The sequence below is a fragment of the Streptomyces adelaidensis genome, from assembly GCF_016598475.1.
Classification (GTDB): domain Bacteria; phylum Actinomycetota; class Actinomycetes; order Streptomycetales; family Streptomycetaceae; genus Streptomyces; species Streptomyces adelaidensis.
Genome location: NZ_JAEMUX010000006.1, coordinates 16,729 through 41,548, shown reverse-complemented (window position 1 = coordinate 41,548; position 24,820 = coordinate 16,729). Strand labels below are relative to the sequence as shown.

The window sequence follows — 24,820 nt, the reverse complement described above, 5'->3', positions numbered from 1 at the left end:
GCGGTTGCCGACCCTCCCGCACAGCGCCCCTCCACCCGTCATTCGTCCCGGGGAGACCCAGATGCTGAGACGCCGATCCTCCCTGCTGACCCGCCCCGAACTCGACGACGACCTCCTGCACAGGACCCTGGCCGAACTCCGGCCCGCCCAGCAGCTCCACGGCCTCGGCGCGGGCCGCACCCGCCCCCCGTGGGAACCGGTGGCCGAACTGCTGCGGGCCACCGGACGGGACTGGGACCGCCGGGCGCACCGGGTCGCCGTACTGGCGCGGTGTCTGCCCGCCGCCGTCTCGCAGCGGTGGGCCGCCGACCGGCCGGGGGACGGTGACGCCCTCGTACTGCGGGCCTTCGTCGAGTCCGGCCGGGCACCGGCCGACGGGCACACCGCCGTCCGCCGCGCCGAACAGTCCTGCCTCCGCGCCGCCGAGGCCTGTCCCGAGGACCCCATGCCCTGGCTGGCGCTGCTGTCCCTGATGTACTCCTGCGCCGTGCCGGTCAAGGACGCCGTGCCCGTGTGGACCGAGGCCGTCGACCGGGCGCCCTGGCTCCGGACGTCCTACCACCGGCTGCTGCGCTACCTGTCGCCGCGCGGCCACGGCACCGTCCCCGACATGATGGACTTCGCCTGGCAGGCCGCCGCCCGCGCACCGCACGGTTCACCGCTCGCCGCGCTGCCTGTCGCGGCCCGCGTCGAACTCATGGCCCATCGCCGAGGGGTGACGCCTCTGGAGGCCCTCGGCTCGGGCGGCAACTGGAACGAGCCGAGAGCCGTCGCCGAGATCGACATGGCGCTGAAGAGCTGGTTCGACCTCGACGCCGTACCGCACGCCGAAGCCGTCACCGACCTCAACGTCCTCGCCTTCGCGCTGACCCGCGCCCACCGCCCGCCCGAGGCCGCCCTCGTCTTTTGCCGCCTCGGCCGCCATATGACCCGCCACCCGTGGGACCTGCTGCCCGAGCCGGAACGCACGTTCGCCTACTGGCGGGACAGGGCGACCGGCCGTGGCCGGACATGAGGCCCGCTACGCCGGAGTCGGCGCGGTCTCCCGCTCTTCCTCCTCGGCGCCGGCCGCCTCCTCGCGGTCGCGGCGCTCGCGGCGGACCAGGATCACCCAGCCGACGGGGACCGCGGTGGCGAAGAGCCACCACTGAAGGGCGTACGCGTAGTTCAGCGCGGCGTTCTCGTCGCCGGGGCTGCCGAGCAGTTCCGGGGTGTCGCCCTTCGGCTCGGGCGCCTTGAGAGCGAGGTAGCCGCCGAGCACCTGACCGCCGAGACGCTCGGCCTCCCGCTCGCTGTTGATCAGCATGATCTGGCGGTCCGGCAGCCCCTTGAGGTCCTTGATGCCGCTCGCCTCGGTCGTCTCGTCGGGCATCAGCCGGCCGGTGACGGTGACCTCTCCGGCGGGCGGTGCGGGGATCTCGGGGAACGCGGTCTGGCTCGGACCGTCCGCCGGGATCCAGCCGCGGTTGACGAGCAGGACCTTGCCGTCGTCGAGGACGAACGGGGTCAGTACATGGAAGCCGACCTCGTCGTCGGAGTTCGTACGGCGGCGGACGACGACCTCGTCATCGGTGTCGAAGCGGCCCTTCGCGGTCACGCTCCGGTAGCGATCGGCGCTGGTGACGGTGTGCCCGGGGGACGTCAGCCGCTCCACGGGCTCCGGCTCCGCGGCCAGCGCGTCGGCGACGAGCTGGTTCCGCGCGCTGCGCTCCTCATAGCGATGCATCTGCCAAATGCCCAGCCTGACCATGGTCGGGATCAGGAGGAGTGCGAGCAGAGTGAGGATCACCCACTGCCGGGACAAGAGGAAGCGGTACACCCCACGACCGTACAACTCGGTCGTGGGGTGTGTTCGGGCGGGTGTGTGCTGGGGGCTCGTGGGGGAGGGCCCGGGGCCGGTGGGGGAGTGGGGTCAGGCTTTGTCGACGATTCCCGCCTTCCCCTCGGCGCGGGCGCAGTGGGCGCCGCAGTACCAGTGCCCCTCGACCTCGACGCCCTGGCCGATGATCTGCACCCGGCAGTGCTCGCAGATGGGGGCCATGCGGTGGATCGCGCAGGAGAAACAGTCGAAGACGTGCACCGCGCCCTGCGCGTGCACCTCGAACGTCATGCCGTAGTCGTTTCCGCAGACTTCGCAACGTGCCATGCGCCACAGGGTGCGGCGCCGACGCGGCACGGGCGAGCGGACGGCGGGCGAGTCGCCCGCCAATCACCCGTACGCCCGTCAGGCTCCGTCCGCAGGAGACCTGGCGGGCTCCACATCGCGCAGCAGCTGCCCGAACGCCGCCTCGTCGATCACCGGCGTCCCGAACTGCCGGGCCTTCACCGTCTTCGACGTACCCGAGTCCGGGTCGTTGGTGACGAGCAGACTGGTCACGCGGGACAGACTCGTCGCCACATGCAGCCCGGCCTCCACCGCCCGGTCCTCCAGCAGCTCACGGTCCACCGACGTGTCGCCCGAGAAGGCGACCCGCATGCCCTGCTTGAGAGGTTTGCCGTCTTTGTACCGGCCGGGGTTGGGATAAGGGCACGGGGTCCGCTTGCGCGAGGGCCGCCAACTGCCCGGCTGATAGCCCCCGGACGACTGATAGCCGCCGGAGGACGGATAACCACCGGACGCCTGCCGCCCGATCGTCGTCGAGCCGGACCACTCCGTGAGCGGCCGGCACTCCAGCAGCGGCAGCCGTACGCCCCGACCGGCCGCCGCGTGCAGACTCGGCCGGAACGCCTCCGCCAGCACCCGCGCGTCGTCCAACGCGTGGTGCGCCCGCTGCTGCACGACCCCGAAGTGCGCGGCCAGCGACTCCAGCTTGTGGTTCGGCAGCGGCAGCCCCAGCTCCTTCGACAGCGCGATCGTGCACAGCCGCTGCCGCACCGGCGCCTCGCTCTTCGCGCGCGCGTACTCCCGGGCGATCATCGACCAGTCGAACACCGCGTTGTGCGCGACGAGCACGCGGTCCGCGAGCCGTGACGAGAACTCCTGCGCGATCTCCCCGAAAAGCGGCGCCCCTTCGAGCACGTCGCTCGTCAGACCGTGGATCCACACCGGCCCCGGATCCCGCTCCGGATTGACCAGCGTGTACCAGTGGTCCTCGACCTCGCCCCGCGCGTCCAGTCTGTACACGGCCGCCGAGATTATCCGGTCGTCCCGGGCCAGCCCGGTCGTCTCCACGTCGACGACCGCGTACCCCTGCGGATACGCGGTCGGCCAAGGCGCCTGGGACGCTGCGGTCGTGTGGTCTTCGAGCATGGTCAATGAGGATACGGGCCACGACTGACAGCGTGTTACCCGGCCGAGCGGTTCGACGAGTGCCCCGGGACTGTCCGCGCGGGCGATGAAGCCCCGCCCGGCGGAGAGGAGTTCCGAATTCCAGCCGATTGGTGGAGGACTCCAAGAAGCAAGCGCGTACCACCGGAAATACTTGTCAGTAACAACGTCTAGCCCCCGCCGACCAGCGGTTCTACCGTGCCCACATGCCGAACCTGCCCGATGCCGTGCTGTGGTCGATACCCGCCTTCGTGCTGCTCACCGTGATCGAGGTGATCAGTGTCCGGATCCGTCCGGACGAGGATGCCGCGGGCTACGAGACGAAGGACGCCGCGACGAGCGTCGGCATGGGGCTCGGGAGTCTCGCCTTCGACCTCCTCTGGAAGATCCCGATCGTGGCGATCTACACGGCGATCCACGAACTGACCCCGCTGCGCGTGCCCGTCCTGTGGTGGACGATCCCGCTGATGCTGCTCGCGCAGGACTTCTTCTCCTACTGGTCGCACCGCGGGCACCATGTGATCCGCGTCCTGTGGGCCTGCCATGTGGTGCACCACTCAAGCCGGAAGTTCAACCTGACGACCGCCCTGCGGCAGCCCTGGACCACCTGGACCGTCTGGCCCTTCCACGTCCCCCTCATCGCCCTCGGCGTGCACCCGGCCGCGCTCGCGTTCTGCTCCTCCGTCAACCTCGTGTACCAGTACTGGATCCACACCGAGCGGATCGGGAAGCTGCCCCGGGCGTTCGAGTTCGTGTTCAACACGCCGTCGCACCACCGCGTCCATCACGCCTCCCAGGGCGGCTATCTGGACCGCAACTTCGGCGGCATCCTCATCGTCTGGGACCGGCTCTTCGGTTCGTTCGCCGAGGAGACCGAGCGGCCGGTCTACGGGCTGACGAAGAACATCGACACGTACAACCCGCTCAAGGTCGCCACCCATGAGTACGTCTCCATCGCCAGGGACCTGAGGAGGGCGGGGAGTTGGGACGAGCGGGCGGGGCGGGTCTTCCGGGGGCCCGGCTGGGGGCCGGCAGCCGGGCGGCGGTCCACAGCCGTCAAGGCGGTCCACAGCCGTCAAGGCGGCGTCGGCCGCCGAGGAGCAGTCGTCCGTTGAGCAGCAGTCGGCCGTCGGCGAGCGTCCGGCCACGGAGACGTCGCGTGAGACGGAGACCGGAGAGATGTCGTCTTCTTCTTGTCGCCTTCGGGCTCGCCGCCGCCGTCGATCTCGGCTCCCTGGCCGTCGGGTTCACTCCCGGGCACGTCGTCGCCAAACCCCTCCTCATGCCCCTGCTCGCCGCGTACGCGCATCTGCGCGGCGCTCCACGGCCGCTGGTCGCCGCGCTGCTGTTCGGCTGGGGCGGAGACGTCCTGCTCCTCTCCGGCGCCGAGCCGGCCTTCCTCGCCGGGATGGGCTCCTTCGCCGTCGGGCCACGTCTGCTATCTGCTGCTCTTCCGGCGGTACGGCACGGCACGCGCGCGTGAAGGGCCGGCGGCGGGTGCGTACGGTGTCGCCCTCGTCGTGGTCGTGGCCCTGCTGTGGCCGGACCTGCCCGCCGGGCTGCGTGTCCCGGTGGCCGCGTACAGCCTGCTGCTCACCGCCATGGCGTACCGGGCGGGACGCCTCGGGAACGTCGCCGCCATCGGTGGCGCCCTGTTCCTGCTGTCCGACACACTCATCGCGACCGGCGTCGCCGAGTGGCCGCAGCCTCCCCGCCCCGACCTGTGGATCATGCTCACCTATCTGGCGGCCCAGTACCTGCTGGTCCAAGGAGCCCTGCGGGCCCTCCGCGCGCGACCCGCGACGCCGCTCACCAGCGGATCGGCACCGGAAGCGCCGTCAGCAGCGCCGACACCGTGACGACGACGCCCAGCACCGCCACCTCCGCGCGCGCGGGGGCGCAGGCGTCGAGCGGTTCGGTCGGTTCGGTCGGTTCGGTCTGTTCGGTCTGTTCGGTCTGTTCGGTCGCGCGGCGCAGCTGTAGCCGGGCCCGGAGGGCGAGGGCGGCGACGGCGGCCACGAGGAGCACCTTGGCGAGCAGGACGCGGCCGTACGCCGTCTCCGTCAACTGGTCGAGGACGGTTCCCGGCGGCATCCGGCGCAGGGTGCTCCACACACCGGTGGCGGTGATGGCGGCGAGCAGTACGGCGGCCACGCGCGCGTAGAGCCCCAGAAGCGCGGCGCCCGCCCGCGCTCCCGCTCCCTCGGCCGTGCGCCACGCGCGCGTGCGCAGGACGCGCAGGACGTGCAGCAGTCCGCCCGCCCACAGCGCCGCACACGTCAGGTGCACCAGGGTGAGGCCGGTGCCGACGAGCGGGCTGTACTCGGTGGTGGGGTGGACGCGCAGCGCCTCCGCGACGACGATCGCGGCCAGGGGCAGTGCCTGGGTGGCCGGGCGGCGGGAGAGCGCGAGCAGACCGGCCGCCGCGAACGCGTTGACCTCCAGCAGGGCGAGCTTGCCGTCCCGCGTCTCGTAGAGACCGCCCACGTCCAGGTCAGCGGGGGAGTCCGGCACCAGATTGCCGGTGGCCACGACCGAGGCCAGCCCCAGCGCGGCCACGAAACCGGCCCCCGCCGCCCACGGCGCCCAACCGCGCGGCGCCTCCCGGGGCGCGCCCGGCACCCGCCGCGCCAGCCACGCCACGAACAGCTCACCCGCCGGCACACACAGCGCGGCCAGCAGCACCGCCCGCAGCAGGGCGATCCCGCCCGCTCCCGGCGCCGCGGCCTCCCCCGTACCGTCCAGCGCCACACGCGGCCCGAACAGCGGGATCAGCGCGCCGAACGCCACCAGCAGGAGCAGCACGACGGCCCGGCCGACCCCCGCGCGCCAGGCCTCGTCCGCCTCCGCCGCCTCTTCCTCCGCCGTCTTCGCTGTCTCCGCCTCAGCTGTCCGTCTCGTCAGGCTCATCCCGAAAAGTTCACCAGTCGAACCAGGGCTGAGCAAGTGACGTAAAACAACTGGCAGTTCGGTATTCCGCCGTATTCGGCCGATGCGTACGTCCCCGGCGGCGACCCGGCCCGCTCAACCCCACCTCGCCTCGTCCGCTCCCCAGAGCCCCGGCGGCCGCGCCCAGTCCCCCGGCCCACCCTCGAAGGACACCGGCGGCAGGACGTACCGCAGCCGCCCGAGCCCACTGTCCCGCTCGGCGAGCCGAGCCTCCGGTCCCTCCAAGACCCCGTCCCCGCCTCCGCCACCGTCCCCATGCGGCGCACCCCGCACGACCCCGTCCATCAGCCAGGCAGCCGTACGCGCCAGCGACAGCCGTACGACCCGACCGCCCCGACCACCCCCCTCCGCCGATCCCTCGGTCAGCGACCGCAGTACGGCCGCCGCCACCAGATACCCCGTCCCGTGGTCCAGCGCCTGCGCGGGCAGCGCGCCCGGCTGTTCCACCGAGCCCTCGGCCGCCGCGATCCCGGTCGCCACCTGCACCAGACTGTCGAAGCCCCGCCGCCCGGCCCACGGCCCGTACGCGCCCCACGCCGACAGTTGCGCCACGACCAGCCCGGCCCGGCGGGCGGCCAGCGCGTCCGGCGACAGCCCGAACCGGTCCAGCGCACCCGGCCGGTAACCGGTGACGACGACGTCCGCGACGGCCAGCAACTCCTCGAAGACACGCCGGTCGGCCACGCGGCCCAGGTCGAGAGTCGTCGACCGCTTCCCGAAGCCCGTGTCGGCATGCTGGTCGAGGATCTCGGGCATGCCCGGCGGGTCGACGCGCAGGACGTCCGCGCCCAGCAGCGCGAGCGTCCGGGTGGCGACCGGTCCCGCGATGACCCGGGTCAGGTCGAGGACGCGCACCCCGGCGGCGGGCAGCAGCGGCTCGCCCACGATGCGCGGAAGCACGCGCGCGTGCGCCGTGTCGAGCCGCTCGTGCTCGACCAGCGGCCGGGCCGCCACCGCCCTCGCCTGCTCGTGCGCCGCCCACTCCTTCGCCGTCCGCAGCGCGACCGCGAGGCCCCCGGCCGCGTACACGGCCTCCTCGGCCTCCAGGGCCGACCGCTCGGCGAGCACCGACTCCACGGCGGGCACGTCACCGTCGGGCACCCCCAGCGCGGACAGCAACCGCTCCCGGTGATGCGGATAGTTCGCATGCGTCCGCACCCACCCGTCCGCCGTCCGCCAGAACCGCGACAGCGGCGCGAAGGAGACCGGCACCCGCCCGTCGACCAGCAGATGCCGTTCACTCACGAACGCCGTGGCGACCGCCCCGTCGTCCACCCGTACCCGGGGCACCTCCGCGAGCCCGGCCCGCCGCGCCCCCAACTCGGCCGCCGCCAGCGCGCACACCCCGACGCAGGCCCGCGCCAACTCCCGTACCGGCAGCCGGGCGCCCAGCACCCCGTCCCGTACGACGGTCGACACCCGCGGCAGCAGAGCGGGGTCGCCGCCCAGCGCCGTCCACGCATAGTCCATGTCTGTCATGCACCGAACTATGACCGCACTACGCACCGCACCATGCGTGCTGGGAGTCCTAGCCTGCTCGGAGTCCTACTTGGTCACCGCGTCCAGCGCGTCCGCCGTACCGAAGCCGTAGAAACCGTTGTAGCTCCTCGGCCCCTCGCAGACGGCGTCGGCCTTGCCGTCCCCGTCGAGGTCGTACGGGTCGGTGCAGGGCGTGGCGTCGGCCTGGGCGTACAGCAGGGCCTTCACGAGGGCGGCCGGGGCGTGCGGGTGGGTCGACTTGATGAGGGCGGCGACGCCCGCGACATGCGGCGACGCCATCGACGTACCGGCCATGTAGCCCCAGCCGCCGCCGGGCAGCGGGCCCAGGACGAGGCCGCTGGTCGCGGGCGGGGCCGGGGTCTGGAGGCGGGTCGAGTCGCCGCCGGGCGCGGCGATGTCGATGACGCCCAGACCGTGGTTGGAGAAGGACGACTTGACGCCCTTGGCGCCGGTCGAGGCGACCGTGACGACGCCCGGCAACTGGGTCGGGATGTCGAGGCACTCCGAAGGGTCGATGACCCGGTCGGACGGTGTCGAGTCGTTCGGGGACACCGGGTCGGTGATCTCGTCGGCCGCGAGATCGTAGTTCTCATTGCCGGCCGCGGCGACGTTGACCGCGCCCTTCTTCTCCGCGTACCTCGTCGCCCGGGTGAGGGCCTCGACGAGGGCCCTCTGGTCCGGGTCGTCCGCGCAGTTGAAGTACCAGGGGTCGGTGTAATAGCTGTTGTTGGTGACGTCCACGCCGTGCTCGGCGGCCCACATGAAGCCACAGACCACGGCCTCCGTGTAGAAGTAGCCGGCGGGGGTGGACACCTTGATGCCGGACACCTTCACACCGGGCGCCACGCCCGTGACGCCGACGCCGTTCTTGGCGGCCGCGATCTCACCGGCCACATGCGTGCCGTGCGGGCTCTCCGCGGGCCCCGGCCGCCAGGCGCCGTCGGTCGTGTCGGGCTTGCCCGTCACGCAGTTGACCGACGCGTCGCGGTCGAAGTTCGGCGCGATGTCCGGATGCGTGTCGTCGACACCCGTGTCGATGACGGCGACCGTGACGTCCCGGCTGCCGAGCGACACCTCGTGCGCCTTGTCCGCCTTGATGGCGGGCAGGTCCCACTGCAACGGCTCCAACGGGTCCTGCCCGTCCGCCGCCTCGGCCCGCGCCACCTCCTCGGCGGTCAGCGCCCTCGGCGTGCCCACGTCGGTGGCCGACTGCGCGGGCAGCGGCGCGGTGCGCGTGGCACCGGCCGACCGCACGCCCCGCACACCGCGGACCGCCGCCGCGAAGCCGGGTTCGGAGGAGTGGACCACGATGACACCGATCCGGTCGTACGACGTCACGATCGTGCCGCCGGCCTCCGTGATCGCCTTCTTCACCCGGGCGGACGGAGCGTGCCCGGGGAGCACATTGACCACATAGCTGAGCGGCGTCGCATCGCCCGCCGCCCGCCCGTCCGCCTCGGCGGCCGAGGCCGTGGCGTTCGGTACGACGGCGAGTGCTGTCGCCATGGCCATCCCCAACGGGACCGCCACCAGACGGCGCGAGCGCTTGTGAGGCGCAGTCATGCTGTCTCCAGTTCGTTCGCGAAAACGTGCGGTACGAGTGGTGCGAGCAGTACGTGCGGCGCGAGCTGTACGGCTACGAGCCCGGCCCGCTACGAGCCGAACCCGCTGAGAGCCGTGCGGGAACCGGTCCCACGAGGTCCTGGTGCTCCCCGGGCGCCGGGGGCCGGGTCTACTTCTTGACGGCCTTCAGGGCGTTGACGATGCCGAACCCGTAGAAACCGTTGACCTGCGAGCCACCCTCGCAAACCGCGTCCTGAGTGCCGTCGCCGTTCTGGTCGTACGACTCCGGGCAGGCCTGCTCGTCCGCCTGAGCCTTGAGCAGCCGCTGCAACTGCTGCGGGCTCGCCCACGGGTGTGTCGACTTCAGCAGCGCGGCGACACCGGCGGCGTGCGGCGACGCCATCGACGTACCCTGCAGGAAGCCGTACGCGCCGTTCGGCATGGCGGACAGGATGCGGCCGTTCTTCGACGGCGTGTCCGGGATCTGGTAGCGCGCGTCGCCACCCGGGGCCGCGATGTCGATGACGCCGTTGCCGTACGTGGAGTAGTACGACTTCTCGTTCTTCACACCCGTGGCGCTCACCGTCACGACACCCGGCAGCTGGGTCGGCACGTCGAAGCACTCGCTCGGGTCGATGGTGCGCTCGACCGGGGTGGAGTCGTCGGGGCTGGAGGCGTCCACGATCGCGTCGGAGGCGAGGTCGTGGTTGGAGTTGCCCGCCGAGGCCAGGTTCAGCGTGCCCTTCTTCGTGGCGTACAGCTGGGCCCGGTTGACCGCGTCGACGATCGCCCTCTGGTCCGGGTCGTCCAGGCAGTTGTAGAGCCACGGGTCGACGTAGTAGCTGTTGTTCGTGATCTCCACGCCGTGGTCGGCGGCGAACACGAACGCGCAGACGACGCTCTCCGGGTAGAACAGGCCGTCCGAGGGGTCGGTCACATTGATGCTGGAGACCTTCACACCGGGCGCGACACCGGCGACACCGATGCCGTTGCGGGCCGCGGCTATCTCACCGGCCACATGCGTGCCGTGGTAGTCCTCCGCGGTGTAGGGCCGCCAGGAGCCCTCGGTGGTGTTGGCGACACCGCCGTCGCAGTTGGCGGACTGGGCGGCGGAGAAGTTCGGCGCGATGTCCGGGTGGGTGTCGTCGACGCCGGTGTCGATGACTGCGACGGTGACCTTCTTGCTGCCCGGGTTGATCTTCGCGGCCTTGTCGGCGCCGATCGACCGCAGGTCCCACTGGTCGGCCTCAAGCGGCTCGGCGTCGGGGATGTCCGCCGACGCGGCCTTCACCTTCGCGGCCTCGGCGTCCGTCAGATAGTCGACGGCGCCCTCGTCCGTCGTACCGGCGGGGGTCAGCGCCGAGGTCCGGGTGGCGCCCGCGGACTGCACCCCGCGCACGGCGCGGATCGCCGCACCGAACTCCGGGTTGGTCGAGTGGACCACGATCACGCCGATCTTGGCGTACGTGACCACGACCTGGCCGCCGGCCGCGGCTATCGCCTTCTGCACCTTGGCGATCGTGTGCTTGTCGCTCTTGGTGTTCACGACGTACGAGAGGTTCGGGCCCTCCGCGGTCGTCGTGGCGGGCGCGGCGAGCGGCGCCGCCGAGGCGACACCCGGCAGGAAGCCGAGCGAGGCGGTCAGCGACATGACGACCGGCACCGCGAGGGTGAGCCGTCGTCTTGAGCGCAGATGAGCCATGGGGTCTCCACATCATCCGGAAACGAGAAACCGGCCCGGGGCACAGTGCCGCCTGGGCAGGTACATGACGTTGGTGGTGCAGCTCGAAGCTATCCCTCGTCGTCGCTGGCCAGCAATGACTTCGCGGCCGAGCGGGCGAAGTAGAGGGGTATCCCTCGAAGTCCATGCGCTTTCCGGCCGCTTCCGCATCGGTTTTCGAAAGAGACACGCACGGTTGAACCGCTCCTGGTGCGCCGCCGTGACGTTGAACAGGGAGCCCGAGCACGATCGTGCACCCGTCACCGTGAGGAACAGAGCCGACTCCATGTCCGTACCCGACCCGTCCCCCGATCCGACGGCGCAATCGTCCCCATCCACCGTCGCCACCGCGGCGGAGACGCGAGGAGACTCCGTGGCAACCGACGCACCGCCCCCCGCGAAGGCAGAGCATCACCTCCCCTCCCCAGAGGAGTTCGCCGAGGTCCACGAGAGCGCCGAGTTCGCCGAACTTCGCCGCTCCTACCGCTCGTTCGCCTTCCCGCTGACCGTGGGCTTCATCGCCTGGTACCTGCTGTACGTCCTGCTCTCCAACTACGCGGGCGACTTCATGGGCACCAAGCTCTTCGGCAACATCAATGTCGCCTTCGTCCTCGGCATCGCCCAGTTCGTCACCACGTTCCTCATCGCCTGGTGGTACTCGCGGCACGCCGCCGCGAAGCTCGACCCCAAGGCCGAGGCCATCAAGTCCCGGATGGAGGGCGGCGCATGAGCCCCGCACAGCAGACATTCCTCGCCGCGAACGAGGCCAGCCAGCACCGGCCGCTGATCATCACCCTGTTCGGGCTGTTCGTCCTGGCGACGCTCGCCATCACCGTCTGGGCCGGCCGCCAGACCAAGGACGCCGCCGACTTCTACGCGGGCGGACGGCAGTTCAGCGCCTTCCAGAACGGCCTCGCGGTCTCCGGCGACTACATGTCGGCCGCGTCGTTCCTCGGCATCGCGGGCGCGATCGCCCTCTTCGGCTACGACGGCTTCCTCTATTCCATCGGCTTCCTGGTCGCCTGGCTGGTCGCCCTGCTCCTGGTCGCCGAGCCGCTGCGGAACTCCGGCCGCTACACCATGGGTGACGTCCTCGCGTACCGTATGCGCCAGCGCCCGGTCCGCACCGCGGCCGGCACGTCCACGATCGTCGTCTCGATCTTCTATCTGCTGGCCCAGATGGCGGGCGCGGGCGTCCTCGTCTCGCTGCTCCTCGGCATCACCTCCGACGCGGGCAAGGTTCTCATCGTCGCCCTCGTCGGCATCCTGATGATCGTCTACGTCTCCATCGGCGGCATGAAGGGCACCACCTGGGTCCAGATGGTGAAGGCCGTGCTGCTCATCACCGGCACGATCCTCATTACGTTCCTGGTGCTGCTGAAGTTCAACTTCAACATCTCCGATCTGCTCGGCCAGGCCGCCGAGAACAGCGGCAAGGGCGCCGCCTTCCTGGAGCCCGGCCTCCAGTACGGCGCGACCGGCACTTCCAAGCTGGACTTCATCTCTCTCGGCATCGCCCTGGTGCTCGGCACCGCCGGCCTGCCGCACATCCTGATCCGCTTCTACACGGTGCCCAACGCCAAGGCCGCCCGTAAGTCCGTGAACTGGGCGATCGGCATCATCGGCGGCTTCTACCTGATGACCATCGCGCTCGGCTTCGGCGCCGCCGCGCTGATCTCCCAGGACGAGATCATCGCCTCCAACCCGTCGGGCAACACGGCGGCCCCGCTGCTCGCCCTGCACCTGGGCGGCGTCGACTCGGCGTGGGGCGCGATCCTGCTGGCCACGATCTCGGCGGTGGCCTTCGCGACCATCCTCGCCGTGGTCGCCGGCCTCACCCTCGCCTCCTCTTCCTCTTTCGCGCACGACATCTACGCCAACGTCATCCGCAAGGGGAAGGCCTCCGGCGCCGAGGAGGTCCGCGCGGCCCGCTGGGCGACCGTCTTCATCGGCATCGTCTCCATCGGCCTCGGCGCCCTCGCCCGCGACCTGAACGTGGCCGGCCTGGTCGCGCTCGCCTTCGCGGTCGCGGCCTCCGCCAACCTGCCGACGATCCTCTACAGCCTCTTCTGGAAGCGCTTCACCACCCAGGGCGCGCTGTGGTCGATCTACGGCGGTCTGATCGTCGCCGTCGGCCTGGTGCTGTTCTCGCCCGTCGTCTCCGGCGACCCGAAGGCGATGTTCCCGGACGTCGACTTCCACTGGTTCCCGCTGAAGAACCCGGGCATCATCTCCATCCCGTTCGGCTTCCTCATGGGCTTCCTCGGCACGATCCTCTCCAAGGAGGAGCCCGACGTCGCCAAGTACGCCGAACTGGAGGTCCGGTCCCTCACCGGCACCGGCGCCCACTGACCCGGCTCTCCCGCCCGGGGCCGTCGTAGATCTCTACGGCGGCCCCGCGCCGCGTCTCGTGCGATCGGCCCTGTCTTGTTGTCGGAGGGGTCACGTAGGCTCACAGGTATCGGAGAAACTGTGATCCGCGATCGAGACGATCGAGAACGACGATCGAGAACGACGATCGAGAACCGTATGACGAGGGAGGGGGCCCAAATGCTCATCGACACCTACGGCCGCGTGGCCACCGACCTGAGGGTCTCGCTGACCGACCGGTGCAACCTGCGCTGCACCTACTGCATGCCCGAAGAGGGCCTCCAGTGGCTGGCCAAGCCCGACCTCCTCACGGACGACGAGATCGTCCGCCTGATCGACATCGCGGTCTCCACGCTCGGCATAACCGAGGTCCGCTTCACCGGAGGCGAGCCCCTGCTGCGCCCCGGCCTGGTCGGCATAGTGGAGCGCGTGGCGGCGCTGGCCCCCCGCCCCCAGATGTCCCTCACCACCAACGGCATCGGCCTGCGCCGCACCGCCACGGCGCTGAAGGCGGCAGGTCTGGACCGGGTCAACGTCTCGCTGGACACCCTCCGCCCGGACGTCTTCAAGACGCTCACCCGCCGCGACCGCCACAAGGACGTTATCGAGGGCCTTCAGGCCGCCCGCGAGGCGGGCCTGACGCCGGTGAAGGTCAACTCCGTCCTGATGCCGGACCTGAACGAGGACGAGGCCCCGGACCTCCTCGCCTGGGCCGTCGAGCACGACTACGAGCTGCGTTTCATCGAGCAGATGCCGCTGGACGCGCAGCACGGCTGGAAGCGCGACGGCATGGTCACGGCCGGTGACATCCTGACGTCCCTGCGCGCCCGCTTCGACCTGACCGCCGAGGGCAGCGACGAGCGCGGTTCCGCCCCCGCCGAGCGCTGGCTCGTCGACGGCGGCCCCCACCGTGTCGGTGTCATAGCCTCCGTCACCCGCCCCTTCTGCTCAGCCTGCGACCGCACCCGCCTCACCGCCGACGGCCAGGTCCGCACCTGCCTCTTCGCCCGCGAGGAGACGGACCTCAGGGCGGCGCTCCGCTCGGGGGCCCCGGACGAGGAGATCGCCCGTATCTGGCGCCTGGCGATGTGGGGCAAGAAGGCGGGCGCGGGCCTCGACGACCCGTCCTTCGTGCAGCCGGACAGGCCGATGTCGGCGATCGGCGGCTAAGGGCGAGACCGGGGGCCAAGGGGCGAGACCGGGGGCCAAGGGCACGGGCTGAGGGCAAAGGGAGAAACCCTAGGACCCGGGTTCACCGGGCTGGGGCTCCTCCCAGTCCGCCAGCTTCACCGTGTCCTTCAGGAACCCCCGCACACCCAGGAACTTCGACAGATGCTCCCGGTGCTCCTCGCACGCGAGCCACGTCTTGCGCCGCTCCGGCGTGTGCAACTTCGGGTTGTTCCAGGCGAGCACCCACACCGCGTCGGCACGACAGCCCTTGGCGGAACAGATCGGCGAAGACGGGTCGGAACCGGGGACGTTGAGGATGTTCACACGTCGACCCTAGCCGGAGAAAAGGCGACGCCGAGCAGCCACGGGGGGAGCTGCCCGGCGTCGGTCTGTCGCTCCGACGGGGGATGCGGAGCGCGTACGAAGTATGTCACGGGTAAGCCTCCGCCCGGCACAGGAACTGCATGATTGATCTGAGCTTTTCTTGAGCTTGGCGGGTGGCTGGATTCCGCTTCGTCCGGATATTCGGTGCTCAGGCCCGCTCGCGCGGCTCACTTCGCGGACCGTCCGCCGGGTCCGCCGCGACATCCTCCGGGACGGATTCCGCGAAGCCCTTCTCGCCGCCCATTTCGCCCGAGCCGGAGGCGTCCTCGTTCCGGGGCGGCGTGAGCATCGGACGTACGGGAGCGGTGACGAAGGTGGACGGGAGTGAGGGGGCGTTCTCGCGGCCCGCGTTGGCGATCACCACGGCGATGTACGGCAGCACCAGTCCGAGTACCAGTGCGACGACCGCGACGTGCCGTTCGACGTTCCAGAGGGTCGCGGCGGCGATCACCGAGAGGGTGCGGACGGACATCGAGATGACATAGCGCCGCTGCCGGGCGCGGACGTCGTCGGCGAGCCCCTGCCGGGCCCCGGTGATCCGGAAGACCTCGACGTTGCCCTGCTTCCGCATGACGTTCCACCACCCGCCTGTATCGGACGCTCCCCGGCCCGTGCCCCCGCCCGTGCCCGCTCGTGGAACGGGGTCCGGGCGAACTCCACGTTACGCCGCGCCTGCGCCGCCTACGAGACCGGGGCACCTTCCACCGGGAGTGGTCGAAATGCGCCCTACCGCGTACGGCCGCGCCCGACATGCGTCGTACCGCAGGCGGGCCGACACTGGGCGTAATGCTCGCTTGGAGCCGTACGAGGAGGCAGCCATGGGCTGGTTGTGGGCGATCATCGTGGGATTCGTACTGGGCCTGCTGGCCAAGGCGATCATTCCGGGCAAGCAGCACAGCCCGCTCTGGCTCACGACGATCTTCGGCATGATCGGCGCCATCGTCGGCAACGCCCTCGCCCGGTCGTTCGGCATCGACGAGACCTCAGGCATCGACTGGGGCCGCCACGCCCTCCAACTGGCCGCCGCGGTAGTGATCGTCTTCCTGGGCGACATGGCCTACATGGCGACCCTGGGCAAGAGGAAAGAGCGAACCTGAGTCCGACAGGGGCGCGGGGAACCGCACGACCAGCCACGACGAAGCGGCACCCGCCGGACCACCCACGCCCCTACGGCGACGGCGCTCAGACCCCGGTCACCTCGCCGGAGGCGCTCACCCCGGTCACTTCGATCGCGGCCAGGTTCTTCTTCCCGCGCCGCAGCACCAGCCACCGCCCGTGAAGGAGATCCTCCGCCGCCGGCACGGCATCCTCGGCGGTGACCTTGACGTTGTTCACGTAGGCCCCGCCCTCCTTCACGGTCCGCCGCCCGGCCGACTTGCTCGGCACGAGACCGACCTCGGCGAAGAGGTCGACCACCGGCGCCAGCTCGGTGACGCGCGCGTGCGGCACCTCGGACAGCGCCGCGGCCAGCGTCCTGTCGTCCAGCTCCGCCAGCTCGCCCTGCCCGAAGAGGGCCTTGGACGCGGCGATCACCGCGGCCGTCTGGTCCGCGCCGTGCACCAGCGTCGTCAGCTCCTCGGCCAGCGCCCGCTGCGCGGCCCGCGCCTGCGGCCGCTCCGCCGTCTGCTTCTCCAGCTCCTCCAGCTCCGTGCGGGACCTGAAGGACAGGATGCGGGTGTACCGCGTGATGTCCCGGTCGTCCACGTTCAGCCAGAACTGGTAGAACGCGTACGGCGTCGTCATCTCCGGGTCGAGCCAGACGGCACCACCCTCGGTCTTGCCGAACTTGGTGCCGTCCGCCTTGGTCATCAGCGGCGTGGCCAGCGCGTGCGCCTCGACGCCGGGCTCCAGGCGGTGGATCAGGTCCAGGCCGGCCGTGAGGTTGCCCCACTGGTCGCTGCCGCCCTGCTGGAGCGTGCAGCCGTACCTCCGGTAGAGCTGGAGGAAGTCCATGCCCTGGAGGATCTGGTAGCTGAACTCGGTGTAGCTGATGCCCTGGTCGGACTCCAGGCGGCGGGCGACGGAGTCCTTCGTCAGCATCTTGTTGACGCGGAAGTGCTTGCCGATGTCCCGCAGGAACTCGATGGCGGACAGGCCCTCGGTCCAGTCGAGGTTGTTGACCATGACGGCCGCGTTCTCGCCCTCGAAGGACAGGAACGGCTCGATCTGGGCGCGCAGCCTGCCGACCCAGCCGGCGACCGTCTCCGGGTCGTTCAGTGTGCGCTCCGCCGTCGGGCGCGGGTCGCCGATCAGCCCCGTCGCGCCGCCGACCAGCGCCAGCGGCCGGTGCCCGGCCTGCTGGAGCCGGCGCACGGTGAGCACCTGCACCAGATGCCCGACGTGCAGGGACGGCGCGGTCGGGTCGAAACCGCAATAGAACGTGACGGGACCGTCCGCGAGCGCCTTGCGCAAAGCGTCCTCGTCGGTGGACAGGGAGAAAAGCCCCCGCCACTTCAGCTCGTCGACGATGTCCGTCACGGTTCTCTTGTCTCCTTGGTAGAGCTCGTAATCAGGTACGAGGTTATACGCCCTGGCTGACAGAACTCATATTGAAATCCGGCACCCGCAGCGCGGGCATCGCGGCCCTGGTGAAGTAGTCGCTCCACTCGCGCGGCAGCGTCTTCTCCGTGCGCCCCGCCTCCGTGGCCCGGCCCAGCAGACCCACCGGGGACTCGTTGAACCGGAAGTTGTTGACCTCGCCGGTGACCTCGCCGTTCTCCACGAGGTACACACCGTCGCGGGTCAGCCCGGTCAGCAGCAGCGTCGCCGGGTCGACCTCGCGGATGTACCACAGGCAGGTCAGCAGCAGCCCGCGCCCGGTGTTGGCGACCATCTCCTCCAGGGAGCGGTCGTCACCGCCGTCCAGGATCAGATTGCCGATCGTCGGCACCACCGGCAGCCCGGTCAGCGCCGCGCTGTGCCGGGTGGTCGGCAGGTGCGCGATCTCGCCCCCGCTGATCCACTCGGTCGGCTTCAGCGGCAGCCCGTTGTCGAACACCGAGGTGTCGCCGCCGGAGGAGTGCGCGAGCACGAAGGGCGCCGACTCAAGACCCGGTTCGTTCGGGTCGCTGCGCAGGCTCAGCGGCAGCTCGGTGAGCCGCTCACCGATCCGCGTACCGCCGCCCGGCTTGCTGAACACCGTCCGGCCCTCGGCGGCGTCCCGCGCCGACGCCGACCACATCTGGTAGATCAGCAGGTCCGCCACGGCCGTCGGCGGCAGCAGCGTCTCGTACCGCCCGGCGGGCAGCGCCACCCGCCGCTCCGCCCAGCCCAGCCGTACGGCCAGCTCCGCGTCCAGGGCCGCCGGGTCGACGTCCTTGAAGTCCCGCGTGGAGCGCCCCGCCCACGCCGAGCGCGTACGGTCCGGGGACTTGGCGTTCAGCTCCAGCGTCCCGTTCGGCTGGTCGTGCCGCAGCCGCAGCCCCGTCGAGGTCCCGACATAGCTGGAGACCAGCTCGTGGTTGGCGAAGCCGTACAGCTCACGGCCGCCCGCACGCGCGCGTGCGAACGATTCGCCGAGCGCCGGCGCGAAGTCGCCGAACACGCCGGAGGAGGTCTTGGCGGGCGCGTCAGTGAAGTCGGCGGACTGCTCCACGCCCGTGACCAGCGGCTGGGCGTCCTCGGCGGGACCGGCCCCGCGCGCGGCGGCCTCGGCGGCCCGGACCAGCGGCTCCAGCTCGTCGGCGGTGACGGCGGACCGCGACACGACCCCTGAGGCGGTGCCCTCCTTGCCGTCGACGGTGGCGACGACGGTCACCGACCGCCCGCGCGTGACCCCGTTCGTGGTCAGCGCGTTGCCCGCCCAGCGCAGGTTCGCCGTCGAGTACTCGTCGGCGATCACCACACAGCCGTCGGCCCGGGACAGTCCGAGTGCCCGCTCGACGATCTCGTGCGGTTTGTGCGCCTTGCTGTTCCGCGCGCTCATCGACCCGCCTCCTGCGTGGTGTTCAGGCTGTGCCTTCCCGGGGGGTAACCCCCGGACCCCCAGCCGAGTCCGTGGTGCGCGCTCATCGACCCGCCTCCTGCGTGGTGTTAAGAATGTTGACGCCCTTGAAGAGGGCCGACGGGCAGCCGTGCGACACCGAGGCGACCTGACCCGGCTGGGCCTTGCCACAGTTGAAGGCACCACCCAGGACGTACGTCTGCGGCCCGCCCACGGCCGCCATGGAACCCCAGAAGTCGGTCGTCGTCGCCTGGTACGCCACGTCCCGCAACTGCCCGGTGATCCGCCCGTTCTCGATCTTGAAGAACCGCTGTCCGGTGAACTGGAAGTTGTACCGCTGCATGTCGATGGACCACGATCGGTCCCCGACGACATAGATCCCGCGGTCCACCCCGCCGATCAGATCCTCGGTGGACATCCCGGCCGGGTCCGGCCGCAGCGACACATTGGCCATGCGCTGCACCGGCACATGCCCGGGGGAGTCGGCGTACGCACAGCCGTTGGAGCGCCCGAGCTCGGTCAGCCTGGCGATGCGCCGGTCGAGCTGGTAGCCGACGAGAGTCCCGTCCTTGACGAGATCCCAGCTCTGGCACTCCACCCCCTCGTCGTCGTACCCGATGGTCGCCAGGCCGTGCTCGGCGGTGCGGTCGCCGGTGACGTTCATCAGCTCGGAGCCGTAGCGCAGCTTGCCGAGCTTGTCGAAGGTGGCGAAGGAGGTGCCGGCGTACGCGGCCTCGTAGCCGAGCGCGCGGTCCAGTTCGGTGGCGTGGCCGATGGACTCGTGAATGGTCAGCCACAGATTGGACGGGTCGACGACCAGGTCGTAGAGGCCCCCCTCGACGCTCGGCGCCCGCATCTTCTCGGCGAGCAGCTCCGGGACCCGGGCCAGCTCGTCGTCCCAGTCCCAGCCGGTGCCCGTGAGGTACTCCCAGCCCCGCCCGGCCGGCGGCGCCAGCGTCCGCATCGAGTCGAACTCACCGCTGGACTCGTCGACGGACACGGCGGTCAGTGCCGGATGCAGCCGTACGCGCTGCTGTGTGGTCACGGTCCCGGCGGTGTCCGCGTAGAACTTGTTCTCGTGCACGGTGAGCAGCGAGGCGTCCACATGGTTGACCCCGTCGGCCGCCAGCAGCCGCGTGCTCCAGTCCGTCAGCAGCGCGGACTTCTCCTCGTCGGGAACGGTGAAGGGATCGATCTCGTACGAGGAGATCCAGGTCTTCTCCGCGTGCACGGGCTCGTCCGCCAGTTCGACCCTCTCATCGGACCCGGCGGCCTTGATGACCTGCGCCGACAGCTTCGCCATCGCCACCGCCTGCGAGGCGACCTTCGCGGCGGCGTCCATCGTCAGGTCCACACCGGACGCGAACCCCCAGGTCCCGCCATGCACCACCCGCACCGCGTACCCGAGATCCGTCGTGTCCGACGACCCGGCCGGCTTCGCGTCCCGCAGCCGCCAGGACGCGCTGCGCACCCGCTCGAACCGGAAGTCCGCGTGGTCGGCCCCCAGCGCACGCGCGCGGGCGAGCGCGGCGTCGGCCAGGGCCCTTAGCGGTAGTGCCGTGAAGGCTTCGTCGATGGAATGAGGCACCGAGGGTCTCCCTGCTGCCGAGCGGTTGTCGTCGTGTGTCGGGTCCGATCATGTCGCGACCACGGGCGGCCGGACCACATCTTTCCGGCGGACTTCGGCGGCTTTCTGTAGAGACCCGACAGCGAGTGCCCCGAGCCACTGTCACTGCCCGAATGCTCACAGGACGGACCCGACCGATAGGTTTTCGAGGAAGGCGCCTGCCGTCCAGGCATTCGGGCAGGTGTTTCAGACCGCTAAGGAAAGGGTGATCCGTTGAGCCGCTCGGTTCTCGTCACCGGAGGCAACCGGGGCATCGGCCTCGCCATCGCCCGCGCGTTCGCCGACAACGGCGACAAGGTCGCGATCACGTACCGCTCGGGTGAGCCGCCGGCCGCCCTCACGGAACTGGGCTGCCTCGCCGTCAGGTGCGACATCACCGACGCCGAGCAGGTGGAGCAGGCCTACAAGGAGGTTGAGGCCGAGCACGGCCCCGTCGAGATCCTGATCGCCAACGCCGGCGTCACCAAGGACCAGCTCCTGATGCGTATGACCGAGGAGGACTTCACCTCGGTCATCGACACCAACCTCACCGGCACCTTCCGCGTCGTCAAGCGCGCCAACCGCGGCATGCTGCGCGCCAAGAAGGGCCGCGTCGTCCTCATCTCCTCGGTCGTGGGCCTCTACGGCTCGCCCGGCCAGGCCAACTACGCCGCCTCCAAGGCCGCCCTGGTCGGCTTCGCGCGCTCCCTCGCCCGTGAGCTGGGCTCGCGCAACATCACCTTCAACGTCGTCGCCCCCGGCTTCGTCGACACCGACATGACCAAGGTGCTCACCGACGAGCAGCGTGCGGGCATCGTGAAGCAGGTGCCGCTCGGCCGGTACGCGCAGCCCGAGGAGATCGCCGCGACGGTGCGGTTCCTCGCCTCGGACGACGCCTCGTACATCACTGGAGCCGTCATCCCCGTAGACGGCGGACTGGGAATGGGTCACTGATCACCATGAGCGGAATCCTCGAGGGCAAGCGCGTCCTGATCACCGGTGTGCTGATGGAGTCCTCCATCGCCTTCCACACCGCCAAGCTGGCCCAGGAGCAGGGCGCCGAGATCATCCTCACCGCGTTCCCGCGGCCCACGCTGACCGAGCGCATCGCCCGGAAGCTCCCCAAGCCCACCAAGGTCATCGAGCTCGACGTGACCAACGACGAGCACCTCGGCCGTCTGGCCGACATCGTCGGTGAGGAGCTCGGCGGCCTCGACGGCGTCGTCCACTCCATCGGCTTCGCCCCGCAGGACGCCCTCGGCGGCAACTTCCTCAACACGCCGTTCGAGTCCGTCGCCACCGCGATGCACGTCTCGGCGTACTCCCTGAAGTCGCTCACCATGGCCTGCCTGCCGCTGATGCAGAACGGCGGCTCGGTCGTCGGTCTCACCTTCGACGCGCAGTACGCCTGGCCGCAGTACGACTGGATGGGCCCGGCCAAGGCCGCCCTGGAGGCCACCAGCCGCTACATGGCCCGTGACCTGGGCAAGCAGAACATCCGCTGCAACCTCATCTCCGCCGGTCCCCTCGCCTCCATGGCCGCCAAGTCCATCCCGGGCTTCAACGACCTGGCCGCCGTGTGGGACGACCGCTCGCCCCTGGAGTGGGACCTCAAGGACCCCGGGCCGGCCGGCCGCGGTGTCGTCGCGCTGCTCAGCGACTGGTTCCCGAAGACCACCGGCGAGATCATCCACGTCGACGGCGGGCTGCACGCGATCGGCGCGTGAGCGCCGCCGCTGCGCCTGACCGGCAGCTGGGGCCCGCATCCCTCTCGGACGCGGGCCCCAGCTGTTCGTCGTCGTCACTCGTTCGGCCCATCCGACGGGCCGCCGGGGCCGGGTGCCGCGCAGGCTGGACGTACACCGCCCAGCCACTCGGCCGAGGAGGTCTCCCTTGTGCGCCTGTCCCGCAGCTTCGCCCCAGCGGTCGTCGCCCTGGCACTCGTACTCACCCTCCCGCCCGAGTCGAGTCCGGCCGGCAGGCCCGATCCCTTCGGGGCGGCCTGCCGCAGCACCGTCATCGGCTCCCAGGTGATCGCGCACTGCTTCAACCCCTACGTGGCCGTCGACCGCGTCCGGCTGCACATCGAGTGCGCGCGGTGGTGGGACATCGACAGTGACAGTGCCTCCGTCGAGACGGGCCCCGCGCAGACCGTACGGCTCACCGGGCGCTGCTGGAAGGAAGTCCGCTCGGTGTGGTTCAGCCACCAGCGCCCGGAGCGGGCCGGCTGACCCGCCCCGGGCGGCAGTGGAACGGATAGCCGGCCGCCTCCGCCGCCGCGGTCTCCGCGTCGCCCGCGCGGATCGCGTCCACCAGCCGGGCGTGGTCCATGTACGTCTCCGGGGTCAGCTCCTCGCCCACGTCACCGCGCAGCCAGTCCCGCAGCACCTCGCCCAGGTCCGCGTAGACCGCCGTGACGACGTCGTTGTGGGACGCGGCCACGACCGCCATGTGGAAGGTCGCGTCGGCGGTCACGAAGACCTCCGCGTCACCCGACGCCCACGCCTCCTCACGTCGTACGAGGAGTGTGTCCAGCTGCTTCAGATCCTTCTCGGTGCGCCGCTCGGCGGCCAGTTTCGCGGCGCTCGACTCCAGGGTGGAGCGCAGCTCGGCGATGTGCTTCGGGTCGGCGTCCGCGAAGCGGCGGTGCATCACGCCCGCCAGCTCACTGGTCGCGACGACATAGGTGCCGGAGCCCTGGCGGATGTCGAGCAGACCGTTGTGCGCGAGGGCGCGGACGGCCTCGCGGACCGTGTTCCGGGCGACGCCCAGCTGCTCGACCAGCTCGGGCTCGGTGGGGATTCGGGAGCCGACCGGCCACTCGCCGGAGGTGATCTGGTTCCGCAGCGCGGCGATGACCTGCTCGGACAGCGCCGATCGGCGGGGATGGTTCAGCGGCATGGCACACCTTCGCACGGACGGGCCGACGGGGAGCAGCCGGACCATGGACAACCAATCATCCCATGATTCTATGATGGGTACATGGTGAGCGAGGAAACCCTGACGCCGAAGCCGACGCCGAAGCCGAAGCCGACGTCCACACCCGAACCGGCCGCGCCTCGGCCTCCGGCGTGGGTCCAGGCCCCGCGTGCGTGGACGACGCGCCTGATGGTCCTGGGCATCGTCCTGACGGCCCTCAACCTCCGTCCCGCCATCACCAGCTTCGGCGCCCTCCTCGAAGAGGTGCGCGCCGGACTCGGCATGAGCGGCAGCGTCGCCGGGCTCCTCACCTCCGTACCGCCGCTCTGCTTCGCCGTCTTCGGCGTCATGGCGCCCCGGCTCGCCCGCCGCTTCGGCCCGGCCGCCGTCGTCTGCGCCGGCATGGCCGCGATCGCCGCCGGCCTGCTGATCCGGCCGTACGCGGGCGGTACGGCGGGCTTCCTGGCCGCGAGCGCCCTCGCCCTGATGGGCATCGCCGTCAGCAACGTCCTGATGCCGGTCGTCGTCAAGCGCTGGTTCCCGGACCGGGTCGGGTCCATGACGGGCCTGTACTCCATGGCCCTCGCCCTCGGCACCTCGTCCGCCGCGGCCGTCACCGTGCCCATGACCGAGGCCCTGGGCGGGAGTTGGCGGACCGGGCTCGCCGCCTGGGCCGTTCTCGCCGCGGCGGCCGTCCTCCCGTGGCTCCCCCTCGTACGGGACCGCGCGGCGAGGCCGGCGGCCGAGCGGGGTTCCGTACGGGAGGAAGGTTCGGCCGAGTCGGTGTCGGCTCGTGAGGAGGAGCCGGGCAGGGACGCCCACGCGCGCGTGGAGGCGCCCCGGCTGCGCATCACCCGGAGCCGTACCGCCTGGGCGCTCGCCGTGTTCTTCGGGCTCCAGGCGACCGCCGCGTACATCACGATGGGGTGGATGCCGCAGATCTTCCGTGACGCGGGGGTCCCGGCGGGCACGGCGGGGCTGCTGCTGGCCGTCACGATGGTGATGGGCGTACCGCTGGCCTTCGTGATCCCCCGGCTCGCCATCCGGCTGCCCCACCAGGGGCCGATCGCGGCCGTGCTGGGCGTCTGCGGACTCCTCGGCTACGGCGGCCTCCACTTCGCCCCGGCGGAGGGCGCCTGGGCGTGGGCGCTGCTGATCGGCATGGCCAACTGTTCCTTCCCGCTGGCACTCACCATGGTTGGCATGCGGGCCCGGACCGGCGCCGGAGTGGTCGAGCTGTCCGCCTTCGCGCAGAGCACCGGCTACCTGATCTCGATCCCCGGCCCGCTCGTCGTCGGCGTCCTCTACCAGCACAGCGGCGGCTGGGGCCTGCCCCTCGCCCTCATGGCCGCCCTGATGCTCCCGCAGATCGCGGCGGGCGTCCTGGCGGGCCGGAACCGCGTGGTGGAGGACGAGACGGCCCCCTGA

General features: G+C 70.9%; 23 protein-coding genes and 1 pseudogene. 11 read left to right on the top strand and 13 right to left on the bottom strand.

Annotation, left to right across the window (positions count from 1 at the left end; translation table 11 throughout):
* Positions 1 to 61: 61 nt before the first annotated feature.
* Positions 62 to 1,015 carry a hypothetical protein gene (locus I8N67_RS04800; protein WP_234045075.1) on the top strand — a complete coding sequence of 318 codons (954 nt, stop codon included), beginning with the start codon at positions 62 to 64 and terminating at the stop codon, positions 1,013 to 1,015.
* A gap of 6 nt (positions 1,016 to 1,021) precedes the next feature.
* Here the strand turns inward: I8N67_RS04800 and I8N67_RS04795 are convergent, their stop codons facing one another.
* The 3 genes from I8N67_RS04795 to I8N67_RS04785 form a co-directional block, all read right to left on the bottom strand.
* Positions 1,022 to 1,819 (bottom strand): SURF1 family cytochrome oxidase biogenesis protein, encoded by a 798-nt coding sequence (locus tag I8N67_RS04795; protein WP_200301310.1) that lies wholly within the window; start codon positions 1,817 to 1,819, stop codon positions 1,022 to 1,024.
* 93 nt (positions 1,820 to 1,912) lie between these two features.
* The gene (locus tag I8N67_RS04790; protein WP_200301309.1) at positions 1,913 to 2,146 is read right to left on the bottom strand and encodes a metallothionein; all 234 of its coding nucleotides are present in this window, start codon (positions 2,144 to 2,146) and stop codon (positions 1,913 to 1,915) included.
* Between the two features lie 78 nt (positions 2,147 to 2,224).
* Positions 2,225 to 3,250, bottom strand: coding sequence for a DEDDh family exonuclease (locus I8N67_RS04785; protein WP_200301308.1), 1,026 nt, complete (start codon positions 3,248 to 3,250; stop codon positions 2,225 to 2,227).
* A 224-nt stretch (positions 3,251 to 3,474) separates the two neighbouring features.
* Between I8N67_RS04785 and I8N67_RS04780 the strand changes: the two genes are divergently transcribed.
* Both I8N67_RS04780 and I8N67_RS04775 read left to right on the top strand, forming a co-directional pair.
* Positions 3,475 to 4,383 (top strand): sterol desaturase family protein, encoded by a 909-nt coding sequence (locus I8N67_RS04780; protein ID WP_234045071.1) that lies wholly within the window; start codon positions 3,475 to 3,477, stop codon positions 4,381 to 4,383.
* Positions 4,384 to 4,427: 44 nt separating this feature from the next.
* Positions 4,428 to 5,127, top strand: a pseudogene (locus I8N67_RS04775) (lysoplasmalogenase).
* Here the strand turns inward: I8N67_RS04775 and I8N67_RS04770 are convergent.
* The 4 genes from I8N67_RS04770 to I8N67_RS04755 form a co-directional block, all read right to left on the bottom strand.
* Positions 5,078 to 6,178, bottom strand: a complete 1,101-nt coding sequence (locus tag I8N67_RS04770) for a CopD family protein (RefSeq protein ID WP_200301307.1) — start codon at positions 6,176 to 6,178, stop codon at positions 5,078 to 5,080. The pseudogene I8N67_RS04775 and the gene I8N67_RS04770 overlap by 50 nt on opposite strands.
* Positions 6,179 to 6,292: 114 nt before the next feature.
* On the bottom strand, positions 6,293 to 7,696 hold the full coding sequence (locus tag I8N67_RS04765) for a CoA transferase (protein ID WP_200301306.1): 1,404 nt from the start codon (positions 7,694 to 7,696) through the stop codon (positions 6,293 to 6,295).
* Positions 7,697 to 7,762: 66 nt separating this feature from the next.
* A complete protein-coding gene (locus tag I8N67_RS04760; RefSeq protein WP_200301305.1) occupies positions 7,763 to 9,280 on the bottom strand; it encodes a S8 family peptidase in 1,518 nt (505 codons plus the stop codon).
* A gap of 169 nt (positions 9,281 to 9,449) precedes the next feature.
* On the bottom strand, positions 9,450 to 10,982 hold the full coding sequence (locus I8N67_RS04755; protein ID WP_200301304.1) for a S8 family peptidase: 1,533 nt from the start codon (positions 10,980 to 10,982) through the stop codon (positions 9,450 to 9,452).
* A 391-nt stretch (positions 10,983 to 11,373) separates the two neighbouring features.
* Between I8N67_RS04755 and I8N67_RS04750 the strand changes: the two genes are divergently transcribed.
* The 3 genes from I8N67_RS04750 to moaA all read left to right on the top strand — a co-directional run bounded on the left by I8N67_RS04750 (position 11,374) and on the right by moaA (position 14,540).
* Entirely contained in the window at positions 11,374 to 11,730 is a 357-nt protein-coding gene (locus I8N67_RS04750; protein WP_200301303.1) for a DUF485 domain-containing protein, read from the top strand.
* Positions 11,727 to 13,352, top strand: coding sequence for a monocarboxylic acid transporter (locus I8N67_RS04745; RefSeq protein WP_200301302.1), 1,626 nt, complete (start codon positions 11,727 to 11,729; stop codon positions 13,350 to 13,352). The genes I8N67_RS04750 and I8N67_RS04745 overlap by 4 nt, the downstream gene beginning before the upstream one ends.
* Before the next feature lie 198 nt (positions 13,353 to 13,550).
* Entirely contained in the window at positions 13,551 to 14,540 is a 990-nt protein-coding gene (gene moaA, locus I8N67_RS04740; RefSeq protein WP_234045065.1) for a GTP 3',8-cyclase MoaA, read from the top strand.
* A gap of 69 nt (positions 14,541 to 14,609) precedes the next feature.
* Here moaA and I8N67_RS04735 read toward each other — a convergent pair whose 3' ends face one another.
* Both I8N67_RS04735 and I8N67_RS04730 read right to left on the bottom strand, forming a co-directional pair.
* Entirely contained in the window at positions 14,610 to 14,864 is a 255-nt protein-coding gene (locus I8N67_RS04735; RefSeq protein ID WP_200301300.1) for a hypothetical protein, read from the bottom strand.
* 208 nt (positions 14,865 to 15,072) lie between these two features.
* Complete coding sequence (locus I8N67_RS04730) at positions 15,073 to 15,495, bottom strand: DUF3099 domain-containing protein (protein WP_200301299.1); 423 nt, start codon at positions 15,493 to 15,495, stop codon at positions 15,073 to 15,075.
* 247 nt (positions 15,496 to 15,742) lie between these two features.
* Here I8N67_RS04730 and I8N67_RS04725 point away from each other — a divergent pair, with 247 nt between their 5' ends.
* Complete coding sequence (locus I8N67_RS04725) at positions 15,743 to 16,021, top strand: GlsB/YeaQ/YmgE family stress response membrane protein (protein WP_200301298.1); 279 nt, start codon at positions 15,743 to 15,745, stop codon at positions 16,019 to 16,021.
* Between the two features lie 85 nt (positions 16,022 to 16,106).
* On the opposite strand, the gene tyrS is transcribed toward I8N67_RS04725, so the two are convergent.
* The 3 genes from tyrS to I8N67_RS04710 form a co-directional block, all read right to left on the bottom strand.
* Positions 16,107 to 17,402, bottom strand: coding sequence for a tyrosine--tRNA ligase (gene tyrS, locus I8N67_RS04720; protein ID WP_200301297.1), 1,296 nt, complete (start codon positions 17,400 to 17,402; stop codon positions 16,107 to 16,109).
* A gap of 43 nt (positions 17,403 to 17,445) precedes the next feature.
* On the bottom strand, positions 17,446 to 18,849 hold the full coding sequence (locus tag I8N67_RS04715; protein ID WP_200301296.1) for a metallopeptidase TldD-related protein: 1,404 nt from the start codon (positions 18,847 to 18,849) through the stop codon (positions 17,446 to 17,448).
* A gap of 82 nt (positions 18,850 to 18,931) precedes the next feature.
* Entirely contained in the window at positions 18,932 to 20,455 is a 1,524-nt protein-coding gene (locus tag I8N67_RS04710; protein WP_200301295.1) for a TldD/PmbA family protein, read from the bottom strand.
* A gap of 252 nt (positions 20,456 to 20,707) precedes the next feature.
* Between I8N67_RS04710 and fabG the strand changes: the two genes are divergently transcribed.
* The 3 genes from fabG to I8N67_RS04695 all read left to right on the top strand — a co-directional run bounded on the left by fabG (position 20,708) and on the right by I8N67_RS04695 (position 22,704).
* Positions 20,708 to 21,427, top strand: coding sequence for a 3-oxoacyl-[acyl-carrier-protein] reductase (fabG, locus tag I8N67_RS04705; RefSeq protein ID WP_200301294.1), 720 nt, complete (start codon positions 20,708 to 20,710; stop codon positions 21,425 to 21,427).
* 5 nt (positions 21,428 to 21,432) lie between these two features.
* On the top strand, positions 21,433 to 22,200 hold the full coding sequence (fabI, locus tag I8N67_RS04700) for an enoyl-ACP reductase FabI (RefSeq protein WP_200301293.1): 768 nt from the start codon (positions 21,433 to 21,435) through the stop codon (positions 22,198 to 22,200).
* Positions 22,201 to 22,368: 168 nt separating this feature from the next.
* On the top strand, positions 22,369 to 22,704 hold the full coding sequence (locus I8N67_RS04695; protein WP_200301292.1) for a hypothetical protein: 336 nt from the start codon (positions 22,369 to 22,371) through the stop codon (positions 22,702 to 22,704).
* Here I8N67_RS04695 and I8N67_RS04690 read toward each other — a convergent pair.
* The gene (locus I8N67_RS04690; RefSeq protein WP_200301291.1) at positions 22,673 to 23,374 is read right to left on the bottom strand and encodes a FadR/GntR family transcriptional regulator; all 702 of its coding nucleotides are present in this window, start codon (positions 23,372 to 23,374) and stop codon (positions 22,673 to 22,675) included. The genes I8N67_RS04695 and I8N67_RS04690 overlap by 32 nt on opposite strands.
* An 81-nt stretch (positions 23,375 to 23,455) precedes the next feature.
* On the opposite strand from I8N67_RS04690, the gene I8N67_RS04685 reads away from it, so the two are divergent.
* On the top strand, positions 23,456 to 24,820 hold the full coding sequence (locus I8N67_RS04685; protein ID WP_200301290.1) for a CynX/NimT family MFS transporter: 1,365 nt from the start codon (positions 23,456 to 23,458) through the stop codon (positions 24,818 to 24,820).